Raw genomic sequence first — 26,833 nt, 5'->3', positions numbered from 1 at the left:
CGGCAGCACGTACCCCTTACCGTCCAGCGACGATCAGACGGCCCGCAGCGAGAGCGTCGCCGTCGTCGATTCCGCTGGCGAGACAATCCGGACGCTGACCGCGGCGGCGACGACCGTCGTCTCCCCCGCCCGCTCCTGAACGACGACGCCATCGATCGCTCGACACGGCCCGAAATCGCGTCCGCGACCGGAGGGACAGCGCTCGGCCGCCCAGCGAGTGGCCTCCGCGTCGTCGAACGTCACGGTCACCGCTCTGCTCTCGTCCGCGTGGGAACGCTCCAGTCGGTCGATATCCGTACCGACATCTGTCCGGATTCGCTCGACGAGCGAGCCGCGGTCACGCCACGAGACGTCGCGCCCGGCGTCCGTTTCGGCGTCACGGACGGCCGTGCGGAAGGAGGCGGTCAGGCTACGGTCGATCTCCGCGAGCGACGCAACGTCGACCGCGCCCGCGGCGGTCCGGTCGGCGTCGTAGCCAAGTTGCGCGTAGGCGAGCGTCATCGAGAGGAAGGCGACGGCGACGACCGCGGCCGCGACGAGCACGATCTGTGCGCGGTCGTCATCCCGGAGCGGTCCGCCACGCGGTGACTGCGGCCAGCGGCGGGTCACGCGTACCACACCCGTAGCGTGACGGTACACTGCCCCGTCGCGAGCGTCGCTCGCCCGGACGGCGCGCCGTTGGGCGATGGCGGACCGACGGTCCCGTGTGGGAACTCGATACGCCCGAACGCGGCTGTCGGAAGAACCGCATCGAGTCGAGCCCGAAGGGCGTCGCGTTCGGTTGCGAGTGCGGCCGGCGAGCGACAGGCCGCCGCGAGTCGACTCCGGCCGGCGCCGATCGGTGGCTCCGCGTCGAGGATCGCGAGTGCGTCGGCTGCAGTGCGGTCGAGCTTCGCGTCCGAGCCCCCCTCGGCGGCCGGAATCCAGAGGAACCCGGCGACGACCGCGAGGATCAAGAGCGCGCCCACGGCAGCTTCGAGGAGCGATGTCGCGAGCTGCGCTCGATCGGAGCGGTCACGCACCGACACTCACCACCAGCCGCTCGACGCTGGCATTTCTTGTGTGCCACGCGACAGTCGCCGCTCCGGCAACGTATGGATCGTCGGCGTCGAATGCGAGCACGAGCGGGTACGCGTCCGGAACGGCGACCGAGTACTCGCCCTCGAGGCCGGACGGGTCGTGGAGGACGACTCTGTTGCCGGCTCGAACTGTCGTCACACTTCGTCCTCGACGCGGGTCCACCGCCACCGTGACGTCTCCCGTGTGGTCCGCGAGCGTGACTTCACGTCGATCCGAGAGCACGATCCGCTCGGTATTCTGAACAGGGTGCTCGACACGAACGCGGCGTTCGACCCGCTCGAATCCCGCATCGCGGACGCGACGACCATCGCCCGACACCGCGTGGCCGCTGCGCTCCACGAGAACGTCGCCGCCGAGTGTGATACGGATCGACCGTCCCCGGAGAGACGGGACGGCGGCTTCGAGGTCGGACGCGGTCAGATTCCTGACGGCCGCTGAGCGGACGACGTTCGGCCCGCGCGTGTGTGCGGCGTCGACATCGAGGAGGTGCGCGGCGAGATCGTCCGCGGCGTGCGTCGTCGCCGGATCCCGATCGGCGTCGACGAGCGCGTCGTTCGCGAGCGCCGCGCCGGCGACCGTGACCGCCGTCACGACGACGACCGCCACGGCGAAGCCGATCAGATTCGCCTGGGCGCGCGACGTCACGTAGCCGCCTCCCGTTCGATCGTTGACGAAACGGAGCCGCGTGAGCGATCACGCTCTGCGAGGCGCGAGGCGCCGTTACGCTCGTTGAGGAGTCGAATCGAAACTCGTCCCTCGGTCACGACGACGACCGCCCGCGACGGCGACGCACTGTCCCACGAGCCGCGGACGACGGTGGCGTCGGGAACGGTGAGCCGGATCCGTCCGCCGATTGAGGCATCCGGATGAACGAGCCGCAGCGCCGGCGTGGACGTATCGTTCGCGACGACGACTCGGTAGGGATCACCGCGAATAGCGGGCGGAAGTCGGACGGCAACGCTGCGGTCCGCGCGTACGTCCGTGTCGGTTGGGACCGCCGCTTCGACGCGCTCGGCGGCCGCGACGAGCGCCCGATCGCCGAGTTCGGTCCCGACCGCCGCGCGGTAGTCGGGCGCGATGCCGCCGAAGAACGTCGCCGTCAGGAGCGCGACGAACAGCACGCCGACGCCGAGTTCGAGCGTCTTGCCCACGACGGGCGAGAGGCCGCGATCGAACGATCGCCCCCGCGACCGACCCCACCCTCCTGTGTCGCGTCGCCGGCTCATCGGCCCACCTCGACTGCAAGCCGCACGTCGTGGACGACGAGATAGGCGGTCCGCTCGCCCTCGAAAGACGCGACGACGCTCGGCGTGCCGTCGCCGTCGATGTCGCGGCGTGAGGTCGTCGCGCCGCGTTCCTTGAGGTGGCGTTCCCAGGCGGCCGGCGTCGGCGTTTCGATGCCGATGCGGTACGAAGACGCAGGGAGATCGACCCGCTCGGTTCGCGCGTCGGTGCGGAGCGTCATCGCGAGGCGATGGCCGCCGGTCGAGACGCCGTCCGCGCCGCTGGCGTTCAGGACGGGTACCCCGACGTACAGGGTCCCGTTCGCGGGTGCGACCCGACTCGGCGCGACGACGCGACTGCCGCGGTCGTCGCTCTGGACGACGGCACCAGCGAAGCCGGTGACGCGCTGGCCGCCGTCGGCGTAGACGATCGCCCCGGCGTGGCCCGCCCAGACGACGCCCTCGTCGTCGAGGAGCCACACGGTCCGGTTGACCACCTGAATCGTCCCCGTCGCGAGTTCGACAGTCGTCTCTCGGTCGCCGGGAGCGGGGCCGAGTGCCGTCTCGAAGTCGTCGCCGACGCGCGTCGCGGCCGCCGAGGCCGACCCGTCCTCGACGATAGACCCGGCCGTCGCCGTGAGTCCGCCGACAGCGAGGACGGTGATTCCAAGGAGGAGCGCGACGCCGACGACCGCCGTCTGTGCGCGGTCGTTCCCCGGCGCAGAAACGGAGCTGTCGGCGCTCATACCAGCCCCATTCCCGCAAAGACGATATGACAGACTGCGACCAGACTTCCGGAGTGCAAGAGCGCCTCGTACTGCCCGCGACTGGCGACGCCGGCGAACCACCCGGCGGCGAGCATCGTCGCCTGGGTGGTCACGTAGACGCGGTACTGATCGCGCGCGAGGTCGACCGCGCCGGGATCGACCGCGACGCCCGAGAGTTCCGACATCGTCGATAGCCGGTCGAACCCGGCGAAGACGTTGGCGCTCGTCGCGACGCTGATACCGACGACTAAAAGCGCAGTCGTCCAGCCGACGGCGACGTAGACGAGCATCCCCGATCTGAGCGCGCGTTTCTCGTGATAGAGGCGGCCCACTTCGCTCTGGAGCGTCTCGAAGACGACGCCCGTGTCGCTGCCGGCGTCGAGCGCGCCGATCACGAGGCCGACCGTCTGCTCGGCCATCGGCGTGCCGACGCGGTCGACGAACCGGTCGAGCGCCGCCGTCCGCAGGTCGGTCTCCGCGTCCGCCGTCGGCGTTGTGAGGTGCAGATTCATCGAGAGATCGGCGACGTCACCGTTCAGGGGTCCGAGGTCGACGTCGCGGGCGACGTGTTCGACCGCGGCGGAGAAGGGCCGCCCGAGGTTGACGTGGCCGGAGACGGCGTGCACGAAGTCTTTGAGTTCGTGGTCCTTCGCGTCGTCGAGTCGGGCGCGGCGGACGGCGACGAGGCCGACAGGAATCGCGTAGCCGACGTAGCCGACCAGAAGCGAGATCACGATGTCGACGCCGAGGAGGACGGACGCGACGAGCGCGGCGACGCCGATCGGCGCGAACGCGACGCTCGCGCTCGCGGGGTTCGTCGTCGCCGTGCGGAGTGTACCGACCGTGCTCGCGGGTCGGTGGTAGGTGACGTGCTGATCCGGCGGCCGGAGCCGGGCGACGAGCCCCGCAGTCCCGAGGCCGACTACGAGGATGAACGCCGCGCTGCCGTAGACGGCGAGCGCGCGGAGCGTGACGGGACCGAGCGGCGTCTCAACCGGTGCCGAGAGTTCGGGCGAGACGATGCTCATCACCGTGAGGACGATGACGAGGAGCGCCGGGAGGACGAGTAACACGACGAACAGTTCCGCGAGCAGTTCGAGAAACCCCTGCGCGCGACGCCGATCCCGGTCCTGCTGGTGTCGCAGCATTCGACTCTCCATCGCGAGGTACTCCCGGAGCGCGTCCGAGCCCTGCTCGGCGTGCTCGCGGAACTTCAGCAAGAAGGGCGCGAGCGTGTCCTGTGCCGGCGTGTCGCGGGCGACTCGCCGCAATCCCTCGTCGACGTTCCCCGTCATCGCGGCGGTGTTGAGCGCCTTTCGGAGCGCGACTGCCGTCTCCCCGTAGGCGTCGGTGTCGGCGACGCGCCGGAGCATCGCGCGGCGGCCGTCGCTCCCAGACGCGAGGACGTTCAGGTAGCGAACCGCACTCGGAAGCGTGCGCCCGATGTTCGATCGCCGCGCGGCGGTCAGCCAGCGGAGGTACCGGCCGCCGGCGTAGACGACGCTCCAGTGGACACCCGCGGCTGCGAGAACGCCGACGAGTCCGGCCAGTGCTGTCGCGTTCCGTCGGGAGATATCGAGGGTTTCGGCGGTGGAGCCACCGATTGCACCGGTACCGACGCCGGTGAGTCGGTCGAGGAGGCCAGCCGCGGCCGATTCGATCATCGTTGGTGGGAGCACGAGTCCGATGGCGACGATTGCCCCACCGGCGAGCACCGCCAGAAGCCACGAGAACGCGTAGACGCGAGCGAGGTACAGATCGAACGCCACGGTCAGGTTGGTTCCGCGATAAGCGCGCCGGTCGCGCTCGTGGCGGCGTGAATCCGCTCGGCTGGCGAACAGCGCGTACGCCGCGCGGTCGAACGCCCCGAGCGAGCGCGTTGCGTGATTCGAGCGTCGTCGAGCCGAATCCGAACGCTGTGTCGGATCAGACGGTGACGACGGTCCCAGATTCGAGCCCTGCTCGGAGTCGCCCCCGCTCACGGCTTCCGTCCTCCGGGCCGATCGCGGGTCCGCACCGCAGCGTCGTCTGCGGTTCCAGTCTCGCGCTCGGATGGCGACGACTCGGTATCGGGCCCGGCAGTCTGGTGTGCACGCTGCCGCCGAACTCGCTCGACGGTCGCGGCCTCGTCAGTCCGGAGATCCGAGAGGAACCCGAACAGCCGGTCGACGTCGGTCACGTCCTCCTGGAGGAGATACTCGACGTAGCCGCGCTTCCGACGGAACTCGCGTTCGATCGTCTCGACGTCCTGGTCGGTCGCGTCGGCGATGCGGTGGAACACGCGGAGCGCGCGGCGGTGCGTCTCGCCCGCGGTAGCGGCATTGTCGCCGCCGAGCGACGGATGATCGTAGGCCATCGCGAACGACCCGTCGGTCTCCCGCCAGAGGATCGTGTTGTAGTAGAGGTTCGTCCCGTCCTTCTCGACGACGCCCGTCCGCGCGGACGCGGGCAGTTCCTCGTACTCGGATTCCGAAAGGAGTTCGACGACCGAGCCGACGTACCGCTCGCCGTCGACGCGGCGGGGGAAGACGACCAAGTCGAGTTCGCGCAGGAGATACACGGGCAGTCCCTGCTCGACGACGCGGTTCACCAGCGTCTCGATGTCTTCGGCGTGTGTGGTGCCGACGACGCCGTGGCCGGTGTTCAGCACTTCGGCGAAGGTTTCGAACGACTCCGGGGTGTTGACCTCGGCGATGACTTCCACGTCGGGGTTCAGATAGTTCGCTTCAGTCATCAGATCCGCCATCGAGACGCGCTTGTACTCGTTCTCGTGGTCGCGCGTCGTCAGCGACACGCCGGTCTCGTGGGGGAGATACACCTCGCGAGACCCCTCGTCGATGCTGATCGGGCGGTGGTCGTACGGAATGAAGGGCATATGGGCGTTCATCAGCGTCGTCTTGCCGGCCCCGGTCGGTCCCGAAAAGAGGACGACACGGTGGTGTTCATACAGGAGCCAAAGCAGCGTCACCAGCTCCGTCGGAATCGACCCGAAGCCGACGAGGTCGATCGGCGTCAGCGGCGACGACGCCTGTTTGCGGATCGAGACGTGCGGTCCGTCTTCGGAGATGACCGGGAGCGCGACGGCACACCGGATGGTCTCGCCGTGACCGGTGGCGTCGGGTGCGACTCCCTCGGGGCGGAGGTTCACCTTCGCGGAGGGCTGGCTCGCGCTGAGTTCGACGCCGTCGGCCGCCGCCAGTTGGGTGACGACGTTGACGAAGCTGGTCTCGTCCTCGAAGGCGAGGTTCGTGGGGACGCGTTCGCCCGCTCGGACGACGTCAGCCCGCGGAACGACCTTCACGCGCTCGCCGACCCGATTGGCTTCGACGTCTTCGAGATGCGGGTCGCGGATCGGGACCGTGAGGACGCCCTCGCCGACGTAGTCGCGGAGGACGTAGTAGACAAGGTCGTCGAGGCGGTCCTGGGCGTACCGGCGGTCGACCGGCGGCACGCCGAGCCCGTACGCTGCCAGCGCGTTGCGGGCGCGGTACCGCGTCGCTTCGAGCCACGCGCGGGTGTTGCGCGCGGTGAGGCGGCGCGAGAGGAACTGTCTGGCGCGGTCGCGAATGAACGCCGTCCGATCTTCGACGACTTCGTCGACGTTGGCTTCCCAGATGCGCTCTTTGCACTCGGCGACGAGTGCTTCGTCGCCCGGGAGGAGGTCGGGTTCGAGCACCGCGTACTTCGCCTCGAAGCGGTCGCTACCGAGGAGTCGGTCCCGGTGGACGACGACGTCGACGTCGAACCCCGCAAAGGAGACGGTGTAGTGGCGGAGTCGCTCGCCGGCGACCCGCGTCGCGAACTCGGCGTCCGCGCGGAACGGCGTGACCGCGGGCGCGTAGTTGTCGGTGTGGACGACGAGCGCACCGTCGGTCTCGCCTTCGACGTCGACGACGTCGACGCGGTCGTCGAGCGCTATCGGCGTCACGGGGCCGAGCAGGCGCAATTCGCAGGTCGCGTAGTAGTCGAGGCGGCGGCGGGTGGCGGGCGCGACGTCGAGAAGCCGATCGAGGACGCGCCGGTACTTCGGCGGCAACCCCGCGGCCGCTCGCTCGGCAGTTCCCTGACGAGTGAGCGGCCGGCGGACGTCCACGCCCGAAAAGTAATCTAGCACTGACACGAGCGCGCGTTCGGAGTCGGCTCCAAGGGCCGGCTCTCGAATCTGATACGAGAAGCCGACACCGTCGGGGCCGTCGCGGATCGTCGTGACGACGCCGGGCGTGACCTCGTACTGTGCGCGAACTGTCGGTGCGTACCACGCGTCGGTGCTGTCCGGTGGTTCTGGCGCCGGAACGACCGGCGCGTCAGGGACTTTGGCGTCCCGTTGCGCGGCCGAAGTCATCCCGCCTCCACGGGGACGCGTCGATCATACATACCGTCGCTTCTTCCCCGTTCGTATATAAACGCTCGCGGCAGTTATCTCGGGCGATAATCGAAGGACTGCGTCGAGGTCATAGTCGTTTTCAATTGACAGTAAGCACATCACTTATTCTGGTCGACGGAAACCAGGAATCATCGGAGCGATCGAAGACCCCGCCGCGACTGTGGTTGCATCGATCGACGGCGACAGAGCCGCAGCACTCCTCGAGTCGATCGCGGATCACGAACTACCGCCGGCGCTCGGCGACCTCGTTTCGGAGTATCAGTCCTTCGAGGCGGCCCGTCCCGCGTTCATCTGGAAGTGGGTCCACCACCTCGCGCCGGCGAACACGATGCCCTTCGTCGACGAGACTCACCACGAGCGCGTCGCCACGAACAAGACGATGCTCGTGTTGTTCGTCACCATCCTCGACGACCTCCTGGAGAAGTACCGCGACTACGAGACGTTCGACGCGATCGTCAGTCTGGCTCGGGCGGGAGATCGCCTCGACGGGGGAGACGGAGTCGGTGTCGAAGCCCGCTCGGACGCGGTCGACGACGAGTACGTCGCGTTCGCGGCGCGCGTGTGGGAGACGCTCGTCTCCCGCCTCGAACGGGGGGCGAAGTTCCAGCAGTACGTCCCGCGGTTCCGGTTCGACGTGAGACAGATCGTCACAGCGATCGAATACAGCACCCTCGTCATCGAGCGCCCAGAGCAGGCGACAGTCCACGATCTCCGGCGGTACGAGACGCACAATATGGGGATGCACAGTTACCTCGACATCGACCTGATGCACGCCTCGGCCGACCTCACCCGGGCGACCGCAGACCTTCGGGCAGCGGTCGACGCCGCCCAGCAAATGGCGCGGATCGGCAACTGGGTCAGCACCTGGGAACGGGAGGTGTTAGAAGGCGACGTCAGTTCCGGAGTCGTCGTCGCCGCGCTCGAACGCGGGATCGTCGACCCCGAGGATTTCCCGGATCCCGACGATCCGGACGCCGAAGCGGCGGCACGCGTCATCGACCGGATCGACGGCCACGACCTCGAATCGGAGTTCCTCGACGAGTGGAACGTGCAGTATCGACGGCTCGAAACCCTCCGCGATCGGATCGACGCCGTGGACCTGGGTCCGTTCGTCGACGGGACCAAAGAGGTCCTGCGCTATCATCTCGCGAGCCGCGGTTTCAAGTGACTGCGCTGCTCTCAAGCGCCACTGAACCGCTCGCGCTCGCGGCGACACACCCGCTCCCAGAGCGTGAAGAGCGAACTCCCGAGGCCGTATCGCTCGTCGATAGTGCGTACCCACTCGTCGTCGGTAAAGAGCAGGTACTGAAGTCGTCGGACCGTCGGATCGAGGTCCTCCATCGCGAGGTCACCGACGTAGTAGCCGACAGTCTGATCGCGCGCCTCGGCGATCAGTTCCGGGGGCACGCCGATGCCGCACGCGGTCGCGACGTAGTCGAACCACTCCAGATGTAGGATGGCGTCGGCGAACGCGAACCGATCGGCGAAGCCCGAGACGGATTCGATCGCGGGGGACCCGCGGGAGACGACGTCGTCGGGGCGGCTGAACCGCGGCAGCGAGAGGTGATCGATCGTCGCGGCGTACTGGTCGGCGACGCGCCTGAGTCGCCAGTCGGCGTAGGCCGTCGGCGCAGTCAGTGAGAGTTCGTACCACACGGGCGTCCACTCCAAGAAGGGGAGCCCGAACGCGGCGTCGGCGTAGAGGTCCGCGGCGATCAGGCGATTGACCGCGGGCGCGACGTCCGCGCCGGTTCGGTTCGCCCGCATCGCCGTCTCCGCTTCGTCGATGAAGCCCGAGAGGTCGCCAGTGTGAAACCCCATTCCGTCGGCGACACGCAGGAGATACTCTCCCCCGGGCCGGAACCAATCTGCGAAGTCCGACGCCGTCCGCGCGCGCAACAGCGAGAAGACGCTCACACGACCCCTAGGAGGTCCGTTGGTATATATAGTCGCGTTTGACAGCGCACGGCATCTGTCCGTTATCCTGACGAGTCCGGCGGTTCCTCTCCGTCGAGTTGCTCCGCCAGACCCCACTCAGCGGCCCGCGCTTGCGCCTCTGCGCGCGCCTCGTCGCGAATCGCGTCGATGCGGTCGGCGTCGGCGAGAAACGCTTCGACCGCACTCGCTCCCGCGGCGTCGGCTAGCCGATCCTCGGGCGCGGCGTCGCGCGTTCGGTCGACGAGCGTCTCGTCGTCCGCGAGGACGTCGGCCGGCGCGGAAGGGGCGACTCGGAGTTCCTCGACCCGATGGGCTGCCGCCAGCGCGTCGGCCGCGAGTTCGTACACCTCGGCGTGAAACAGGTCGCCGGTGAGCGCATCGAGCGCGGCGCGGCCGCCCGCGTCGCTCGCGGAGTGGTACGCCAGCACGGGGACGCCCGCCTCGAACGTGAGGACCGCCCGCTCGTCGTTCCCGAAGAGGATGGACCCCTGTGGCTCGAAGACGACGTAGCCGGTGAGTTCGCGGTCGAGCACCCCCGCGAGCGTTTCACCGATGTCGGCGTCGGTCCGCGAGCGGCAGAGTTCGCCCTCGGGAATGTGGCCGTCGGCCACCATCGTCAGAGGCGGTCCGGGACGACGGCACTCCGGAAGCGGTCCGCGACGCCCGCGGCGTCGCCCGCTCGGACGTCGAGATTCCCGGCTGCCTCGTGGAAGGCGTCGGCCGCGGGATCAGTCGGCGCGTGCGCGAGGAGTGGTTCGCCGGCCCGCCGCGCGGCCCGCACCGCGTCGCTCTCGGGGACGCTCGCCAGCGCCGTCCCACCGAAGTAGCGCGCGGCCTGCTCCGAAATCGTCTCGACGTCTTCGTCGGGGCGGACGCGGTTGAAGAGCACGCCCGCCGTCTCGGTGCCGTACGAGCGGGCGTACTCCTGCACCTTCAGCCCGTCTGAGAGCGAGGGCACCGTCGGCTGGAGGACGACGACGACGCGATCGGCGAGAACAACCGGCAACACGGCGCTTTTCGAGCCGAGCGCCGCGGGCGAATCGAGCAGGAGGACGTCGGTGTCGGCTGCGAGTTCGGCGACGACGTCCCGAAGGTTACCCGGATCGGCGGCCTCGAACGCCGTGAGACTCGTTCCGCAAGGGACGACCGACATTCCGAACCGGTCGTAGACGGCGTCCTCGACCGCGACGTCGCGATCGGAGACCAGGAGGTCGTGCAGTGTCACGTCGGCGTCGTCGAGTCCCGCGTGAAAGAGGAGATTCGCCATCCCGGTGTCGGCGTCGATGACCGTGACGTCGTACCGCTCGGCGAGCGCCATCCCGAGCGCCAGCGTGCTCGTCGTCTTTCCGGTGCCGCCTTTCCCGCTCGCGACGGCGAACGCCTCGACCATACCCGAACCTCGCGGTACCCGCTGAAAAGTCTTCGAGTCCGATTCTCGGCTGTGATTCCGTGACGGCGCTCAGGTGGATCGCGTCACATCGGGCACGAGGGCGTCAAGTGGGAGCGGGTCGACGAGGTCGGCGGCGCGCTCGTAAGCGGTTGCGTCGGTCGCGCCGGTGCCGGCGGTGTCGGTTCGCGCGCCGTCCGTCGGCCGTGATATCCCCGCGGACTCGAAGACCGCGTCGACGAACGCCTCGCGGGCGGTCTCGTTCTCGAAGAGGCCGTGGAGGTACGTCCCGAGTGCGTTGCCAGACGCCGCCCCGAGCGTCACCGGCTCGCGGTCCGCTGTCGAGAACGGCGTCTCGGTCGGCGTCGAGCGTGCGAGGGGTTCGTCGATCGCCCGCGTCTCGCCCGCGTGGATCTCGTATCCCGCGACGGCGCCCGAGGCGCCGGCGAGCGGTCCCGTTCCGTCCAGCGTCCACGAGACGGGGGCGACGCGCTTCCGTCGCGAGAACGCCGTCTCCACTGCCAGCAGGCCGAGTCCGGGGAGTTCCGCGTCCCCCGCGTCGCCCGCACTCTCCACGTCGGCGTCGACGAGGCGCTCGCCGAGGAGTTGGTAGCCGCCGCAGAGGCCGACGACGGGGCCCTCGAAGTCCCGCAGGCGCTCGTGGAAGCCGGCCTCGCGGAGCGTCCGGAGGTCGTCGGTCGTGTTCTTCGTCCCGGTCAGGACGACCGCGTCGGCGTCCGCGAGCGACGTCTCCGGTGGAACGAACGCGACGCGGACGCCCGGAACGGCCGCGAGCGGATCGACGTCGGCCGTGTTCGACGCCCGTGGGAGTCGGGGGACAGCGACGGTGACTCGCTGTTCCTCGGGAACGCCGTCGTCGTCGCCGCGGACCGACCGCTCGCCGACGGCCGGCAGCGAGACGCTGTCCTCGTCGGGAAGGCCGGGATCGTCGTACGGGAGCACCGCGAGAACTGGCACGCCGGTTCGCGCTTCGATCTCCTCGATACCGGGGTCGAGCAGCGAGCGGTCGCCGCGGAACTTCGTGATCGCGACGCCGACGACGCGCTTGCGCACGTCGTCGGGGAGCAGTTCGAGCGTGCCCAGAATGGACGCGAACACGCCGCCGCGCTCGATGTCGGCGACGAGCAGGACGGTGGCGTCGGCGAATCGCGCCGTCTCGACGTTCGCTAGGTCCCGGTCGTGGAAGTTCACCTCCGCAATCGAGCCCGCGCCCTCGGCGACGACGACGTCGTGATCGGCCGCGAGGCGCGCGTGCGCCGCTTCGGCCGCCCGACGGGCATCGTCCCAGTGCTCGGCGTAGTAGTCGCCCGCGGCGTAGTGGCCGACCGCGACCCCGTCGACGACGAGTTGGGATTCGCTTCCGCCGCGCGGCTTCAAGAGGACGGGGTTGTGGTCGGTCGTCGGCCGGACGCCGGCCGCGCGGGACTGGACGTACTGAGAGACGCCGATCTCGCCGAATGCCGGGCTGTGATCAGACTCGGTGACGGGGCCGGAGTCGAAGCGGGGGCCGGAGCCGCCGGCCTCACGAGTCCGCACCGCGCTCGGACGGACGACCGCCCGCGCCTCGTTGCTCATATTCTGCGCCTTGAACGGCGCGACGTCGACGCCGGCGTCAGCGAGACGGCGACAGAGCCCGGCGGCCACCGTGCTCTTGCCGACGTGACTGGCCGTCCCCGCGACGAGAATCGTCTCGGCGGCACCGCTGTCGTCGCCGCCCGCTCCGACGTCGTCGGCCATCAGTACTCGGTGCCTTTCCGGGCGCGAACGCCCGCGTCGAAGGGGTGTTTCACCTTTCGCACTTCGGTCACGAGGTCGGCGGCGTCGAGCAGGTAGGTCGGCTCCGAGTGGCTCCCGGTGAGGACGAGTTCGAGGTTATCGGGTTTCTCGTCGATTAGATCGAGCACGTCGGCCTCCTCGAGGAGGTCCTGCTCGACGGCGTAGAGGATCTCGTCGAGGACGAGCAGGTGAACGCCGTCCGTGGGGTCGCCGTCGAGATCGAGCGGGGCCGTCAGGTCCACGTCGGCCGCGCCGTTCATAATCTCCCGCGTTCGTTCGAGCGCGCCGCGGGCCTTCGCGTGGTGCTCGTCGTCGTCGGAGCCGTCGAGCAGGCCGTGCCAGCCGTAGTGACCCGTGTTCTCGTAGGAGATGCCGGGGACGGCCGCGATGGCGTTGTACTCGCCGCGGACGCCTTCGACCGAGTCGGCGCCGCCCTTCAGGAACTGGAGGAGGTGGACGCGGTAGCCGTGGCCGGCCGCGCGGAAGGCCATCCCGAGCGACGCCGTCGTCTTGCCCTTGCCGTCGCCCCACCACGCCTGCACCAGGCCGAACTCCGCGGGGGCCGCGGGTTCGATGTCGGTCGCGGACGGGCGGACGCCGCCGCCCGGCGTCTGGCGTCGGGCCTCCGCTGGCGTCCTTGCGGTCGCGTCGTCGCTGTCAGTCATACGCGAGGAGAGGGAGGGGTCGGACAAGAAGGCGACGCGTTGATCCGGGCGAGCGTCGCGGTGGGGGTCGGTCAGTCGCCTGGCCGCTGAGAAACCGTGCTCATAGGGATTATCGTAACTGTTCGGAGATTCTCGCCGTATCGTCCGGCGAGAAGTCTATGGAGACGTACGATAGTCCCTATCAGTCGTCCGCGACGGCGGCGTCAGCCCGAAGTGCAGGGGGAAAGTCGGCTGGCAGCCGATCGCGGTCGTGCGGCTCCGAGAAGTCGACGTCGGGGCCGGACGGGACGAGTCGCTTCGGGTTCACGTCGTCGTGGCTCATATAGTAGTGCCGCGTGATGTGATCGAGGTTCACCGTCTCGTCGACGCCCGGGAACTGGTAGATCTCCTTCGTGTAGTTCCAGAGATTCGGATACTCGTGGATCGCCCGGCGGTTGCACTTGAAGTGGGTGTGATAGACGTGGTCGAACCGGATCAGCGTCACGAACATCGCGATGTCGGCCTCGGTGAACACGTCGCCGGCGAGGAAGCGCTGCTCGTCGAGGACGGCCTCCCAGCGGTCGAGCGCGTCGAAGAGGTCCTCGATCGCCGCCTCGTGAGCCGCCTGCGTGTCGGCGAACCCGGCGCGGTAGACGCCGTTGTTGATCGGGTCGTAAATCTCGTCGATGGCCTGATCGACCGCGTCGCGATAGCCCTCGGGCCAGAGATCGACACCGTTGGCGTCGTCGAACTCGGTGTCGAGCATCCGCATAATCTCGCGGGATTCGTTGTTGACGATGGTCTCGCGCTCGCGATCCCAGAGGACGGGAACGGTCACGCGGCCGGTGTAGTCTGAGTCCGCGCGCGTGTAGATGTCGCGGAGGTAGTCCTCGCCGTAGACCGGATCGGGGTACTCCTCGGAGAACTCCCAGCCGTCCTCGTAACGGACGGGCTCGACGATCGACAGCGAGATGTCGTCTTCCAGCCCGAGCAGGCGGCGGGCCATCGCCACGCGGTGGGCCCACGGACAGGCACGGGAGATGTAGACGTGATACCGACCCGACTCGGCGGGGTATTCGGCGTCCGGATCGTCCTGAATCCAGTCGCGGAACGTCGTCTCCTGTCGGTCGAACTCCCCGTCCTCGTTCGTGGCCTGGTAGGCGTCGGTCCGCCACTCACCGTCGACGAGCATATTCATCGGCGGACACCTCCGCGCGCCGCTGTAGAACGTGTAAGCGTCGAAGATCCGTTCATTGTGTCTGGACGAGGTGGCGTAGCCGTGTAAGTCGTTCGGCCAGCGAACGCCTCCCGCGGACGGCAGTGAGCGTCACGAGCGGGGCGACGCCGCGCTCGGCCCGTCATCGAAACGTCTTAGTAGTAAGTAATATCACTAGGTGGTATGGCGGAGTTCACCGGATTCACAGACGTAAGCGAAGCGCAGGTAACGCGAGCGATCGCCAGCGACTGGAGCGAGGAGTTCCTCGATCGGGTCGACACCGACGTCATCATCGTCGGCGGCGGTCCCTCGGGACTCGTCACGGCGAAGGAACTGGCCGAGCGCGGCGTCGACGTGACCATCGTCGAGAAGAACAACTACCTCGGCGGCGGCTTCTGGCTCGGCGGGTTCCTGATGAACAAGGTGACGGTGCGCGACCCCGCGCAGTCGGTGCTGGACGAACTGGGCGTCCCCTACGAGGAGTCCGACGAAGCGCCCGGTCTGTACGTCGCCGACGGACCGCACGCCGTTTCGGCGCTCATCGAGGCCGCCTGCGACGCTGGCGCGGCGATCCAGAATATGACCGAGTTCACCGACGTCGTCGTCCGCGAGGGCGACCGCGTCGGCGGCGTCGTCCTCAACTGGACGCCGGTCCACGCGCTCCCTCGCGAACTCACCTGCGTCGACCCCGTCGCGGTCGAGTCCGACCTCGTCGTCGACGCCACCGGCCACGAGGCCGTCGTCATCTCGAAGCTCGCAGAGCGGGACGTCCTGGACGCGCCGGGCATCGAACACGCGAGCGAGCACAACACGGGAATGGACGCGACCGGCGACGACGAGTACGGCGCGCCCGGCCACGACTCCCCCGGCCACGACTCGATGTGGGTGAGCAAATCCGAGGATCAGGTCGTCGAACACACCGGCGTGGTCCATCCGGGCGTCGTCGCCACCGGAATGGCCGTCGCCACCGTCGACGGACTGCCCCGAATGGGTCCGACGTTCGGCGCGATGCTCCTCTCGGGCAAGCGTGGCGCGCAAGCGTGTCTCGACGAACTAGAGCGCGACGCCGCCCCCGTCGACTTCGCGCCGGCCGCGCCCGCGGACGACTGATACTGTTGGACAGAACGATGTGAAAATCATCGGCACCCCGTGGGTGCCAATATGATTCACGAACTGCTGTCCGGCAGTATGAGTCTCGCGAACGGAGATGGCCTACTGCTCGGGACGAAGAAGCGTCTTGACCGCCGTGACGACCGCGTCGGCGTCGGGGCCGAGGACGTAGGTGATCGGCTCGATGCCGTACCCGCCGGTCTGATAGCAGACGAACGTCTCCGAGAGCGTCTCGGGGCCGCGTTCTTCGACCGACTCCCGGATCGGGTCGGTCGGCGCGTCGGGGTCGAACTCCACCGTGTCGTAGCCCGCGGCGTCGAGGTCGGCGACGAGCTGGGAGTCGTAGCGGACGTTGATCGCCGCGCGGACGTCGCAGCCAGCCGCACGCGCCGAGAGGAGCACCGACGCAACGTGCTCGCTGACGCCGAACTCGGGATCGCTCGGGACCGTCGCGCGCCCCTTCACGTCGAAAATGCGGCCGGGGACGCCCGCGACGTCGTCGACGGTCGACGCGTCGGGGAGGCACTCGACGAGGTTCGATCCGACGTTCGGGATGAGTCCCGCGAAGCCGCTCGCGTTAGTGAGTCGGCGGAGCGCCTGCCGGACCGACGACCGCACCTGCTCGCTCGTACGGAGCCCGCTTTCGGGGTCGTGAATCCGCACGTAGCCGTCGTAGTCGGCCAGTTCCGGCATCGCTTCTTCGTGCAGGCGAGCGAGCAGGTCGCCCTCCTCCAACTGGCGGACGAGCACTTCGGCCTCGACGAGAGCCTGCACCCGGCTCATATCGCCCGTCGCGAGCCCGTCGGCGACGCGCTCGACGAGGTCGACGACGCGGTCGTCTTCGAGCACTTCTTCTCGGCGGCTGATCTCGCCGTGAGCGTACTTCGAGACGGCCGACTGGCTGATCCCGAGTGCCTCGGCGACTTCGTGTTGGGTCAGGCCGCGGTCGCGGAGTTCCTCGGCGAGCATCGAGCGGAACGTCGGGAGGAACTCCTCGACGACGACCTCCTCGATGAATCTCATTCTCGGTCTCCGGTGAACTCGGGGTCGTCACCGATCCGCGAGGCCTGCGGCCCCTCCTGTCCCTGGTACTTCGAGCCGCGTTCGGCGCCGTAGGGGCGGGCCGCGGGCTGGGTGAGCTCCGTAAACACGAGCTGTGAGACGCGCATCCCCGGCGTGAGCGCGACCGGGGCAGTACCGAGATTCGAGAGTTCGAGCGTGATCTGCCCCTCGTAGCCCGGGTCGACGATCCCGGCCGTCGCGTGAATCACGATCGCGAGCCGACCGAGCGAGGACCGGCCCTCGACTGTCGCGAGGAGGTCCGGCGGGATCTCGACGCGCTCTTTGGTCGTCCCGAGGACGAAGTCGCCGGGGTGGAGGATGAACTCCTCTCCCTCGGGGACCCGCGTCTCGGTCACGTACTCGGAGACTTCGGCCTCACGGTTCGGGTGGATGCACGAGATGTTGGTCCGCTGGAACTCCAGGAACTCCTCGCCGAGCCGCAGATCCAGGCTCGCCGGCTGAACCTGCATATCGAGGTCGTCGATGGGGTCGACGACCAGGTCCCCAGTTTCTAAGCGAGCCAGGATGTCGTCGTCCGAGAGTATCATCGTCAGAACGAGCGTGAGCGAGGGACGTAAAGTCATCCTTCCGAGAGAGCCAGCCGAGCGGAGTGACGGCCAATAGGGATTATCGTAACTGTTCAGAGATTCTCGCCGTACTGTCCGGCGAGAGATCTATGCGGACGTACGATAATCCCTACAAGCGGACAAAGCGAGGACATATACCACGTCGCGCGCCACCCTCGCGTATGAAGCAAGCCATCGTCGCCCGGACGGATCTCGGAATGGGCCGCGGCAAGCTCGCGGCGCAGGTCGCGCACGCCTCGCTGTCGGCCTACGAAGACACCGACGAGCGAACCAGAAAGCGGTGGAAAGGCGAGGGCCAGAAGAAAGTCGTACTCAAAGCCGACGGCGAATCGGAACTGTTCCGCCTCGCCGACGAGGCCGAACGCCTGGGCCTCCCGCACGCCGTCGTCAGAGACGCCGGGCACACCCAGTTAGATCCCGGAACGGTGACCTGTCTGGCCGTCGGCCCCGCCCGCGAAGAAGACGTCGACCGAGTCACCGGCGACCTCTCGCTGTACTGATCGAGAGGGGCGAACGACCATCGATGGGGTCGAACGGCCAAACGACTTACCACAGGTCCGTGCGGAGAGACAGAAGATGAGCGAGTTCGCGGGTCCGAGTGCCGATAGCTTACTCTTGGAGGTCGTCGACGATCTCGGAGACGCCGTGATCGCTCGCGACGCGGGAAGCGGCGAGGTCGTCGCGGTCAACGGCACCGTCGAGGAGTTGTTCGGCTACCCGCCGGCAGCCTTCCGTGAACTCGGGATCGACGAGTGCGCCGTGTCCCCAGCGCAGGCGCAGGACGCACGGACGGGCGCCGAGCGAACGGCCCGCGAGACGGGGTCGGGGACGTATCGCTGGGAGGTCGAGCGGCGCGACGGAACGACGTTCTGGGCGGAGTCGACTGTCTCGCCGACGACCGTCGGCGAACGGGAGTGCTTCGTGAGCGTCGTTCGCGACGTGAGCGAACAGACCGAGCGCGAGCGCGAACTCGAACGCTTCGCCGAGATCCTGACACACGACCTCCGGAACCCGCTGAACGCGGCGCAGGCGCAGGTGGGGATTCTCCGCGGCGAGGTCTGCGGCGGCGAGGAGTTCTTAGACCGTCTCGAACGTGTCCACGGTCGGATGGCAGACATCGTCGACGACGTGCGAACGCTCGTCAGCCACGGCGACCGCGTCGAAAATCCCGTCCAGGTCGATCTGAATCAGGTCGTCGACGGCGCCTGGGAAGCCGTCGTCGGTGGGAGAGACGGCCGCAGGCACGGGAACGCCCGGGGCGCGCCGACACTCGTCGTCGAAGACGACCTCGGAATCGTGACGGCCGACGAGAGCCGGATCGGCAGACTCTTCGAGAACCTCTTCGAGAACGCCGTCCGGCACGCGACCGGCGACAGCGGCGTCACCGTGACGGTGTCGACCACGCCGGGGGGGCGCGGAATCGTCGTCGCCGACGACGGCCCAGGCATCGTCGCGGACGACCGAGAGCGCGTCTTCGATTACGGGTACACCACCGCCGACCGCGGAACGGGCTTCGGCCTGAATATCGTCTCGGCTGTGGCCGACTCCCACGGATGGGATATCGACGTCCGCGAGGCCGACTCTGGGGGCGCGCGCTTCGAGATCACCGGAATGTGGGACGACCCCGTCCGGCGGGGCGACGCCGCGCGCGAGTAAGACGAAGGCCGAACCGGAGCGGCCTTACCCCCAGAGCGGGAACCCGGTGACGACCAGATGCGCGAGGCACACCCGCTCGAACGGCGCGTCGGCATCGAGTACTACTTCAGCGACGCCGACGGGACCGGCGGCCGCCTGCGGACGACGCCCGAGGACTTCCGCGTCCGCGAACTGGAGACGATGGAGCCCGAACCGCTCGCGGCCGACGCGGGCGATTATCCGCACCTGCTCGTCCGCGCGGAGCTCCGGCAGTGGGACACGAACGACTTCGCCCACCGGCTCTCGAACGCGCTCGGAATCAGCCGCGAGCGGGTCTCGTGGGCGGGCACGAAGGACAAACACGCGGTCACGACGCAACTATTCACGCTCTCGGACGTCGATCCCGACGACCTGCCCGAAATCGACGACGCGGACGTCGAGGTGCTCGGCCGGGTCGGCCGAACGCTCCACTTCGGCGATCTCGCGGGCAACGCCTTCGAGATCCGCGTTCGCGACGCCGACGTCACGCCCGTCGAGGGGATCACCGCCGAACTGCACGCGCGGCTTCAGGAGGCGGCAGACGAGCGTCAGCGCAGCGTCGCCGACGTGTTCACCGAGGCCGACGGCTGCGTCGACGTCGCGGTCCCGAACTACTTCGGCCACCAGCGCTTCGGCAGCCGCCGTCCCGTCACCCACGAGGTCGGCCTGTGCGTCGCCCGCGGCGAGTGGCGCGAGGCCGTCCTGACGTACGTCGGCAATCCGTTCGATGCCGAACCGGAGGCGACGCAGGCCGCGCGGGCGTTCGTCGACGAGCAGGCCGCGACGACCGATCCCGACTGGCAGGCGGCGCTCGATCGAATGCCCGGCGCACTCCGGTTCGAGCGTGCGATGCTGCACCGGCTGCACGAAGACGGCGACGAGACCGCAGAAGACTGGCGACACGCGCTCGAAGCCGTCCCCCAGAACCTTCAGCGCCTGTTCGTCAACGCCGCGCAGTCGTACGCGTTCAACCGGATCGTCAGCGAGCGGCTCTCGCGTGGGCTCCCGCTCTCGGAACCGGTCGCGGGGGACGTCGTCTGCTTCGCCGACACCGACGCGCCCGAGGGGCTCTATCGGCCGGACACGGACCGGACGCAGACGGCGACCGAGCGACGCGTGGACGTGATGGGCCGCCACTGCGAGCGCGGCCGGGCGTTCGTGACGGCGCCGCTCGTCGGCACCGAAACCGACCTCGCAGAGGGCGAACCCGGCGACGTCGAGCGCGCAGTCCTCGACGATCTGGGCCTCGAACCGTCCGACTTCGATCTGCCCGGCGAGTTCCACTCGACGGGGACGCGCCGAGCGGTCCTCCTTCGGACGTGCGTCGACGTAGACACCGACCTCGAGGACAGCGAGGACACCTACGACCTGTCGTTTTCGCTGCCGTCGGGGTCGTACGCGACGGTGCTTCTCCGGGAGTATCTGAAGACGAGTCCGACGGAGTTGTGAGCGCGAATTGTGGATGTACGCCCGCTGCGGCGTCATTTTCGGACTTATGCGCACAGCCAAGCCAGTGACTCGATAGCCGCGCTTTTATTTTTCCGTCGTCTTCCACCGCTATGGACTGCCGGCGGTGCGGGACGCCCCTCGAACGCCCCGGGGACTACTGTCTGGTCTGCAACACGGCCAACTGCGACGCCGTCGTCGTCGCGTTCGAGCGCGACCGCGCGGAACTGACGATGCTCGACGGCGAGGAGATCGTCGGCCGCACGACGCTGACGACGGTTCCCGAAGACGACCCCGAAGCCGAGGTCGTCGAACTTCGGAACTTCGCGGGGCGCGTCGCCGACGAGATCCGCCGGAAGCGTCCCGAGACCGTCTTTGCAGCGGGCGACCGCGACGTACTGCGGGAAGCCCGCGCGCAGTTGCACCACGAGTTCTACCGCGTCGCAGCCGACGACCCAGTCGAGCGCGTCCTCGACCGCCGCGGCGAACGGTCGCTGGAAGTCGTCGAGACGCCGCCGCGAGAGAAACTCGGCGGGTCGCACTCGACGCTCATCGGCGGGCGCCGCGGCCGCAAGGCGATCGGCGTCGTCGCCAACCACCCGCACGTGAAGAAGATCGTGCCCGGCCCGATCGACGCCGGCGGGACCGGGTCGCGGACGGGACTCAGAGCGAAAGTTACGCGCGCCGACGACAACGGCAACGTCCGACTTCTACTCCGGGACGGTTCCAGCGTCCAGGAGAACCGTATCGTGACGACCGCGATGGACAGAGAGACGGGCGAGTTCGTCCGCGACGACCTCAACGACGCGCTTACCGACGCCGAGTTGCGAGAACAGTAGCGGTCCGAGAGTGCTGTGCGACGCTCACTCGAGCGTGCCGGAGCGAATCGCGTCCTCGGCGGCCGCGAGCGCGCGCTCGCGGTCGAACTCGCGCACGATCGTCTCCAGTTCCCCCCGTGAGGCCTCCTGTAGCGTCCGCGCGTGTTCGGTAATGTTCGGCACTGCGCGGAGGATGTTGTCGATGATCGGCACTGTCGCAGTCTGTGCCGAACGCGACAGCGGGTTCAGGTCGATCACGATCTCCCGTTTCCCCATCTCGGCGAGCGCTTCGGCCCGATCGCCGTCTTCGAGCGGCACGAGCACGACGTCGGCCGATCCGATGCCGTCGGCGTCGACTTTCGCGCGCTCGTGATCGAGTCCGGGGATCCGGGCGTCGGCGGTGAGCCCCTTGATCTCGACGCCCGCCTCGCCCGCGTCGTGCTCACGGAGGTGTTCGACGATGGCTTGCATCCGCTCGTCCGTCCGGTTGAACAGATTGACCTCGATGTCGGCCCCGACCACCGACGCCAGTTCGATCATCTCACCGGGGACGAGCGCGGCGGCGTTGCCGTTGACCGAGAGGACCGGATGATCCGCGAGAAGCAGCAACGCGGCGGCGGCGCGCTCGGCTCGATCGGCCGACTGCGTCGTCTGCTCGCCGAGCAAGTAGTCGAACGCCTCGCCGCGGCCCTCCGCGATGAGGCCCTGCTTGCTCGTGATCCCCTTCTCTACGCCCGCTTCGATGCGGTGTCGCGTGAGCAGCGACTCGTATCGGGGGTGGCTCTCCGGGACGTCGATCTCGCTCATACCCCGATATTTACGGGGCAAACAAAAAGCGAGCCGATTCGACGAGCAGCCACAGCAGCCGTCACGCGTCGATCGCGGACCGTCGGCGGAAACGTCAGGTGTCAGGTTCGCTCAGGCGTCGCGTGCGCCCTGCGCGCGGAGCGTCGCCCCCGCGGCGTGGACGGAACAGACCTCGGGGTCGTAGCCCGCCGCCGAGAGGTCCCCTCCGAACGCGAATACGGTGTCACCCAGCATCGCCATCGCTGCGTCGCCGCCCGCGGCACGAACGGCCGCGATGGCGTCGGCGACGTGGTCGGTCAGGAGGTCGGCCTCGCGAGCGAAGCGGCGCGACAGGGAGACGAGATGGTCAGGCGTGGGCCGCTCGCGGAGGTCCGCGAGCGCACGCTCTCCCGCAGCCGTCAGCGCGCGGGTGTCACCCGAGAGGACTTCCTCTGTGGAAACCGAGCCGAACGAGAGGTACTCGACGCGCGGGCTGGCCGGGACGCCGTCGAGCCGGCCGTGTTCGGGCGCGCCCGGTTCGAGCCGGATCGGGAGTCCGCCGCGGGCCTGCGCGACCACGTCGCCGAGCCCCGTCCCCGCCTCGACTTCCGCGCGGTGGGCGACGGCGACGAGGGCGTTCTCGGTCCGACGACAGTCGTACGCCGCGTTGACCGCGTAGGCGGTTCCGAGCGCCATCGCACCGGAGACGCCGAAGCCGGCTCCGAGCGGGAGGGGCGTCTCGGCGGTCACGGCCGCGTCGGTCGCGCCGAGCGCGTCGAGTACGGCGTCGACGGCGTCGACGGTGAGCACCTCGCCGTTGAGCGTCACGTCCGAGGCTCCGGCGTCGCGTTCGATCCGCACCTCGACGCCGTGTGAGAGGGTGATGCCCGCACCGCGCGAGCCCGCAACTAACGGGTCCCCGTCCGGGTGCGCGCTGAAAAACCCCGTGACGTGCCCGGGAACGAACGCCGTCGCCTCGTCGGTCATCGTGCGTCGGTTGCGCACGCGCCGTTAAATCGGGCGCGGTTTCGGCGGGGGTTGCGTCGCCACAGCCGACGCCACGATACTGCGGCCTATGAGAGCGTCATAAGCGACTTTCCACCCGAGAAAAGGAACCGCTCACGCAGCGTGTACAGATATATAGTAGCGTTCGCTCGGAGCCTGTAGTCGTCTGATAGGGATTATCGTAACTATTCGGAGATTCTCGCCGTACCGACCGGCGAGACATCTATGCGGACTTACGATAATCCCTATGAAAATCGAGATGGTGTCTGTCGCTGTGAGCGACAGGTGTGTCTCGGTATTACTGTCGAACGACGTTCGCCGCGCGAGGCCCCTTGGGCGAGGACTCGATGTCGAATTCGACCTCAGTACCTTCTGTGAGGTCTTCGCCGCCGACATCCTCCATATGGAAGAAAACGTCTTCGTCGTCGTCGAGGTCGCCGTCGTCAGTCGAGATGAAACCGTAGCCGCCTGTGTCGTTGAAGAAATCAACCTTACCGTGTGCCATTACAACTAACCCGAAGGTCGTGGGAGGGATAACCCTTCTGAGGGTCGAGGTACCACGACCCCCTCAGTAGCGACGTCGTCGCTTACGGGCTCAGGCGCTGGCGGTCTCGCGGGAACAGGGCGATCCCGAAGGAATCGCTTGCCCCCGCGATCGGTGTCGCGTCGTCGCTTACGGCGACAGACGCTGGCGGTCTCGCGGGAACAGCGAAAAGCTCACTTCGCTCGCTTTTCTGGCTCCCGCTCGACAGCGACGCCTTCGCTCTAGGGACTCGGGCGCTGGCGGTCTCGCGGGAACAGGGCGATTCCGTAGGAATCGCTTGCCCCCGCGATCGATCTCGCGTCGTCGCTTACGGCGACAGACGCTGGCGGTCTCGCGGGAACAGCACAGCTTCCCGGATGTTGTCCAGTCCGAGCATCGTCATCACGAGACGCTCGCCACCGAGACCCCAGCCGGCGTGCGGCGGCATCCCGTATTTGAACATTTTCGTGTAGTACTCGAACTGGTCGGGATCGAGGCCCTGCTGCTCGAAGCCGGCGACGAGGTGATCGTAGCGGTGTTCACGCTGCCCGCCGGAGACGAGTTCCATTCGCGGGTGCATCATGTCGAACCCCGTCGAGAGCTGCTCGTCGTCGTCGTGGTCCTTGATGTAGAACGGCTTGATCTCGCTGGGCCAGTCGGTGATGAAGTAGTGCTCGCCGACGTCCTCGCCGAGCGCGCGCTCGCCCTCGGTCGGGAGGTCGTCGCCCCAGACGAGCTGTTCGTCGAGTTCGCCCGTCGCGTTGATCCGCTCGATGGCCTCCTCGTAGGTGAGCCGCGGGAAGTCGCCCTCGGGCACCTCGAACTCCTCGTCGAGACCGAGCAGTTCGAGCTGACGCTGGCAGTTCTCTGCGACGCCCTCGTAGGCGCTCTTGACGACGTGTTCGCAGGCGTCCATCGCCTCCGTGTGATCGACGAACGCCGACTCGAAGTCGATCGAGGTCGCCTCGTTGAGGTGCCGCGGCGTGTTGTGCTCTTCGGCGCGGAAGATCGGACCGATCTCGAAGACGCGTTCGAGGCCGGAGCCGACCATCAGCTGCTTGAACAGCTGCGGCGACTGGTTCATAAAGGCCTCCTCGCCGAAGTAGGTGATCGGGAACAGCTCGGTGCCGCCTTCGGTCCCGGTCGCGACGATCTTCGGCGTGTTGATCTCCGTACAGCCGATGTCGCGGAAGGCGTCGCGGACAGAGCGGAGGATCTCCGCGCGGATCTCGAAGATCGCTTTCACTTCCTCCTTGCGGAGGTCGAGCGTTCGGTTGTCGAGCCGCGTCGAGAGTTCGGCGTCGACCTTCCCGGAGGGGTCGAGCGGCAGTTCGGTGTCGGACTCCGCGAGCACCTCGATGCTCTCGGGGATGATCTCGACGTCGGTCGGCGCGCGCGGCTCCTCTTTCACCGAGCCGGTGACGGTGATGACGCTCTCCCGAGAGACATCGAGTCCGGTCTCGACGAGATCTGCGTCCATCGAGTCCTCTTCGAGTTTGATCTGAATCTTCCCAGACTTGTCTCGGAGGATCAGGAAGGCGATCCCGCCGAGGTCACGGACCTCGTGGACCCAGCCAGCGACAGTGACCTCGTCGCCAGGCTCGGCGTCGGCCGTGAAGGTTCTGCCTTGCATACTCCGTGTTACCGACCGCCCGGTCTTAAAAACGGTCGGTTCGGACCCGAAGTGTGTCGTCCCCGCACGGAACTGCGAGCGGTGCGCGCGGCTCAAGCGATCGGTCTTCCGAGGAGACGCAAAAACGAAGGCGAATGCGAGGGCGAAGACAGCGACGAAACGTGCGGGAGAGCGGCGAAAATAGCGGCGGGGAGTGAAGGCCGGAGCAGAGCGCGCTACTCGACGACGGCTTCGGCGTGGGCGTCCTTGACGCCTTCGACGGTTTCCCGAACGGCGTCGACACCTTCGTCGTGGAGGAGGTCGCCGACCACGATCGTGTCGGCGTTCTGCCCCATCTCGTAGGCGGTGTCGTAGTCGTGGATCCCGCCGCCGTAGAACAGCGTCGACTCTTCGAGCGCGTCGCGGGCGGCCGCGACCTTCTTCGGATCGCCGAAAGTACCCGAGTACTCGATGTAGATGATCTCCTGGCCGAACATCTTCTCGGCGACGGCCGCGAACGAGGCGACGTCCTCGGCGGTCTGGTCGGTGTCGGCCTCGGTCACTTCGGCGACGGACGCGTCGGGGTTCAACACGACGTAGGCTTCCGTCGTCGTCCGGTCCCAGTCGAGGGGACCGTCGATGCGGACCCACTCTTTGTGTGCGCCGGTCACCCAAAACGAGGACTCGGCGTTGAACACCGTCGGGACGAGGTAGCCGTCGAGGTCCTCGGATTCGATGACGACCCCGGGATTCGACGGCTCCTGGTACAGCGGCACGTCGTAGCGCGAACACGCGTCGACGACGCGCTGCATCTTGTCGGTCGTGATGTCGAGCGTTCCCCCGATCTCGATCGCGTCGGTTCCAGTCTCACAGACGTCTTCGAACGTCTCGCCGTCGACGAGATCTTTGTCCGGGTCCACTTTCAGCACGTGGTCCCACTCCGTCCAAGGCCCGGTCATTGACGATACGTCTCCCGGGGAACGTTAAAAATGGCGCGGAAGCGGTGGCCGTCGACCGGCGTGCTAGGCCTGTTCACTGTCGTCTTCGCCGCCTTCATCCTCGTCGCCGTCGCCCTCGTCACTAGCGTCGTGAGCGTCGTCGTGCTTCGCGTCGTCGCCATCCTCGCCGACAGTGATCGTGACCGGCCCGACGCTCGTCTCGCCCTCGTCGTCCGCGTCGTCACCGAGTCGGCGGTCGAGGTTGAACACCGTGTTCAGTTCCGACTGCACCTGCTCGGCGACGCCGCGGACCAGTTCGCTCGGCGCGATCGCGGTGTACTCGTAGGGGTTGTTGCCCGCGCCGGCGCTCTCGCGCTTGCGACGGGTGACGGTCTCCTCGTCGTGCAGTTCGGCGAGCGCCTCGCGGACGGTGCTCGGGTAGAGCCCGGTCCCGTCGGCGACCTCCTCGCTCGTCGAGTGGGGGTTCTTCCGGAGATAGACGTAGATGCGCGCGCGGGTTTCCGTGTCGAGGAGCCACGCGAGGAGGTCGACGATGCCCTCGTCGAACTCCGAGACGGCGCGGTCGGCCTCCGCTTCGAGGCGTGCACGCGTACTCTCGCCGTCCGCATCGACATCCGTCTCCGCCTCGTCGGCCGCCGCCGCGTCGCTGGATCCGTGGTAGGTGTCCTCGCCGACTTCGATGTCGATACCGTCGTCTTCGCTCCCGTCTGCCGCGTCTGCGTCAGTCAGTCGGTCGGTTCCGTCGCTCTCGGTCTCGTCTGTCGGCTCGTCAGGGGACATCGTGTTCTAGTCGAAAGGTCAAAACTCGCGAGACA

General features: G+C 68.0%; 27 protein-coding genes. 6 read left to right on the top strand and 21 right to left on the bottom strand.

Annotation, left to right across the window (positions count from 1 at the left end):
- Positions 1-33: 33 nt before the first annotated feature.
- The 7 genes from RBH22_RS00610 to RBH22_RS00580 form a co-directional block, all read right to left on the bottom strand.
- A complete protein-coding gene (locus tag RBH22_RS00610) occupies positions 34-609 on the bottom strand; it encodes a hypothetical protein (RefSeq protein ID WP_256287864.1) in 576 nt (191 codons plus the stop codon).
- Entirely contained in the window at positions 606-1,022 is a 417-nt protein-coding gene (locus RBH22_RS00605) for a hypothetical protein (protein WP_256287863.1), read from the bottom strand. The genes RBH22_RS00610 and RBH22_RS00605 overlap by 4 nt, the downstream gene beginning before the upstream one ends.
- A complete protein-coding gene (locus tag RBH22_RS00600) occupies positions 1,015-1,725 on the bottom strand; it encodes a hypothetical protein (protein ID WP_256287862.1) in 711 nt (236 codons plus the stop codon). The genes RBH22_RS00605 and RBH22_RS00600 overlap by 8 nt, the downstream gene beginning before the upstream one ends.
- Complete coding sequence (locus tag RBH22_RS00595) at positions 1,722-2,306, bottom strand: hypothetical protein (RefSeq protein ID WP_306676184.1); 585 nt, start codon at positions 2,304-2,306, stop codon at positions 1,722-1,724. Before RBH22_RS00595 ends, RBH22_RS00600 begins: the two co-directional genes overlap by 4 nt.
- Entirely contained in the window at positions 2,303-3,049 is a 747-nt protein-coding gene (locus RBH22_RS00590; RefSeq protein ID WP_306676183.1) for a flagellin-like protein, read from the bottom strand. Before RBH22_RS00590 ends, RBH22_RS00595 begins: the two co-directional genes overlap by 4 nt.
- A complete protein-coding gene (locus RBH22_RS00585) occupies positions 3,046-4,911 on the bottom strand; it encodes a type II secretion system F family protein (protein WP_256546604.1) in 1,866 nt (621 codons plus the stop codon). The genes RBH22_RS00590 and RBH22_RS00585 overlap by 4 nt, the downstream gene beginning before the upstream one ends.
- 137 nt (positions 4,912-5,048) lie before the next feature.
- A complete protein-coding gene (locus tag RBH22_RS00580; RefSeq protein WP_306676182.1) occupies positions 5,049-7,412 on the bottom strand; it encodes a type II/IV secretion system ATPase subunit in 2,364 nt (787 codons plus the stop codon).
- A 202-nt stretch (positions 7,413-7,614) separates the two neighbouring features.
- On the opposite strand from RBH22_RS00580, the gene RBH22_RS00575 reads away from it, so the two are divergent.
- The gene (locus RBH22_RS00575; protein ID WP_306676181.1) at positions 7,615-8,622 is read left to right on the top strand and encodes a hypothetical protein; all 1,008 of its coding nucleotides are present in this window, start codon (positions 7,615-7,617) and stop codon (positions 8,620-8,622) included.
- Positions 8,623-8,633: 11 nt separating this feature from the next.
- Here RBH22_RS00575 and RBH22_RS00570 read toward each other — a convergent pair whose 3' ends face one another.
- From RBH22_RS00570 to RBH22_RS00545, 6 genes are all read right to left on the bottom strand, one after another.
- A complete protein-coding gene (locus RBH22_RS00570) occupies positions 8,634-9,371 on the bottom strand; it encodes a hypothetical protein (RefSeq protein WP_306676180.1) in 738 nt (245 codons plus the stop codon).
- A gap of 62 nt (positions 9,372-9,433) precedes the next feature.
- Positions 9,434-10,006, bottom strand: a complete 573-nt coding sequence (locus RBH22_RS00565; RefSeq protein ID WP_256546453.1) for a hypothetical protein — start codon at positions 10,004-10,006, stop codon at positions 9,434-9,436.
- A gap of 2 nt (positions 10,007-10,008) precedes the next feature.
- Positions 10,009-10,782, bottom strand: coding sequence for a P-loop NTPase (locus RBH22_RS00560; RefSeq protein ID WP_256546452.1), 774 nt, complete (start codon positions 10,780-10,782; stop codon positions 10,009-10,011).
- Between the two features lie 69 nt (positions 10,783-10,851).
- Positions 10,852-12,537, bottom strand: a complete 1,686-nt coding sequence (locus tag RBH22_RS00555) for a cobyric acid synthase (protein ID WP_306676179.1) — start codon at positions 12,535-12,537, stop codon at positions 10,852-10,854.
- Positions 12,537-13,241 (bottom strand): cob(I)yrinic acid a,c-diamide adenosyltransferase, encoded by a 705-nt coding sequence (locus tag RBH22_RS00550; protein WP_306676178.1) that lies wholly within the window; start codon positions 13,239-13,241, stop codon positions 12,537-12,539. Before RBH22_RS00550 ends, RBH22_RS00555 begins: the two co-directional genes overlap by 1 nt.
- A gap of 181 nt (positions 13,242-13,422) precedes the next feature.
- Positions 13,423-14,418 carry a glutathione S-transferase family protein gene (locus RBH22_RS00545; protein WP_306676177.1) on the bottom strand — a complete coding sequence of 332 codons (996 nt, stop codon included), beginning with the start codon at positions 14,416-14,418 and terminating at the stop codon, positions 13,423-13,425.
- A 201-nt stretch (positions 14,419-14,619) separates the two neighbouring features.
- On the opposite strand from RBH22_RS00545, the gene RBH22_RS00540 reads away from it, so the two are divergent.
- Positions 14,620-15,546 carry a sulfide-dependent adenosine diphosphate thiazole synthase gene (locus tag RBH22_RS00540; RefSeq protein ID WP_256546448.1) on the top strand — a complete coding sequence of 309 codons (927 nt, stop codon included), beginning with the start codon at positions 14,620-14,622 and terminating at the stop codon, positions 15,544-15,546.
- A gap of 102 nt (positions 15,547-15,648) precedes the next feature.
- Here the strand turns inward: RBH22_RS00540 and RBH22_RS00535 are convergent, their stop codons facing one another.
- Entirely contained in the window at positions 15,649-16,569 is a 921-nt protein-coding gene (locus RBH22_RS00535) for a thiamine-phosphate synthase family protein (RefSeq protein WP_256287850.1), read from the bottom strand.
- The gene (gene dcd / locus RBH22_RS00530; protein WP_256287849.1) at positions 16,566-17,156 is read right to left on the bottom strand and encodes a dCTP deaminase; all 591 of its coding nucleotides are present in this window, start codon (positions 17,154-17,156) and stop codon (positions 16,566-16,568) included. Before dcd ends, RBH22_RS00535 begins: the two co-directional genes overlap by 4 nt.
- A gap of 200 nt (positions 17,157-17,356) precedes the next feature.
- Between dcd and pth2 the strand changes: the two genes are divergently transcribed.
- The 4 genes from pth2 (at position 17,357) to RBH22_RS00510 (ending at position 21,154) form a co-directional block, all read left to right on the top strand.
- Entirely contained in the window at positions 17,357-17,695 is a 339-nt protein-coding gene (gene pth2, locus RBH22_RS00525; protein ID WP_256546446.1) for a peptidyl-tRNA hydrolase Pth2, read from the top strand.
- A 76-nt stretch (positions 17,696-17,771) separates the two neighbouring features.
- The gene (locus tag RBH22_RS00520) at positions 17,772-18,851 is read left to right on the top strand and encodes a PAS domain-containing sensor histidine kinase (protein WP_306676176.1); all 1,080 of its coding nucleotides are present in this window, start codon (positions 17,772-17,774) and stop codon (positions 18,849-18,851) included.
- Positions 18,852-18,908: 57 nt separating this feature from the next.
- On the top strand, positions 18,909-20,318 hold the full coding sequence (truD, locus tag RBH22_RS00515; RefSeq protein ID WP_306676175.1) for a tRNA pseudouridine(13) synthase TruD: 1,410 nt from the start codon (positions 18,909-18,911) through the stop codon (positions 20,316-20,318).
- A 110-nt stretch (positions 20,319-20,428) separates the two neighbouring features.
- Complete coding sequence (locus RBH22_RS00510; RefSeq protein WP_121568896.1) at positions 20,429-21,154, top strand: DUF2103 domain-containing protein; 726 nt, start codon at positions 20,429-20,431, stop codon at positions 21,152-21,154.
- A 24-nt stretch (positions 21,155-21,178) separates the two neighbouring features.
- Here RBH22_RS00510 and RBH22_RS00505 read toward each other — a convergent pair whose 3' ends face one another.
- The 6 genes from RBH22_RS00505 to RBH22_RS00480 form a co-directional block, all read right to left on the bottom strand.
- Positions 21,179-21,940, bottom strand: coding sequence for a 4-phosphopantoate--beta-alanine ligase (locus RBH22_RS00505; protein WP_256546443.1), 762 nt, complete (start codon positions 21,938-21,940; stop codon positions 21,179-21,181).
- 111 nt (positions 21,941-22,051) lie between these two features.
- Positions 22,052-22,906, bottom strand: coding sequence for a pantoate kinase (locus tag RBH22_RS00500; RefSeq protein WP_306676174.1), 855 nt, complete (start codon positions 22,904-22,906; stop codon positions 22,052-22,054).
- Positions 22,907-23,222: 316 nt separating this feature from the next.
- On the bottom strand, positions 23,223-23,429 hold the full coding sequence (locus RBH22_RS00495) for a cold shock domain-containing protein (protein ID WP_004978121.1): 207 nt from the start codon (positions 23,427-23,429) through the stop codon (positions 23,223-23,225).
- 346 nt (positions 23,430-23,775) lie between these two features.
- Entirely contained in the window at positions 23,776-25,080 is a 1,305-nt protein-coding gene (gene aspS / locus RBH22_RS00490; RefSeq protein WP_256287843.1) for an aspartate--tRNA(Asn) ligase, read from the bottom strand.
- 215 nt (positions 25,081-25,295) lie between these two features.
- Positions 25,296-26,018, bottom strand: coding sequence for a phosphoglycerol geranylgeranyltransferase (locus RBH22_RS00485; RefSeq protein WP_121568900.1), 723 nt, complete (start codon positions 26,016-26,018; stop codon positions 25,296-25,298).
- 63 nt (positions 26,019-26,081) lie between these two features.
- Entirely contained in the window at positions 26,082-26,798 is a 717-nt protein-coding gene (locus RBH22_RS00480; RefSeq protein ID WP_306676173.1) for a winged helix-turn-helix domain-containing protein, read from the bottom strand.
- Positions 26,799-26,833 lie beyond the last annotated feature (35 nt).

The organism is Halobellus sp. H-GB7 (assembly GCF_030848585.1).
GTDB classification, from domain to species: domain Archaea; phylum Halobacteriota; class Halobacteria; order Halobacteriales; family Haloferacaceae; genus Haloquadratum; species Haloquadratum inordinatus.
Note: the sequence above shows the minus strand (reverse complement) of the source record. Positions and strands in the feature narration are given on the sequence as shown.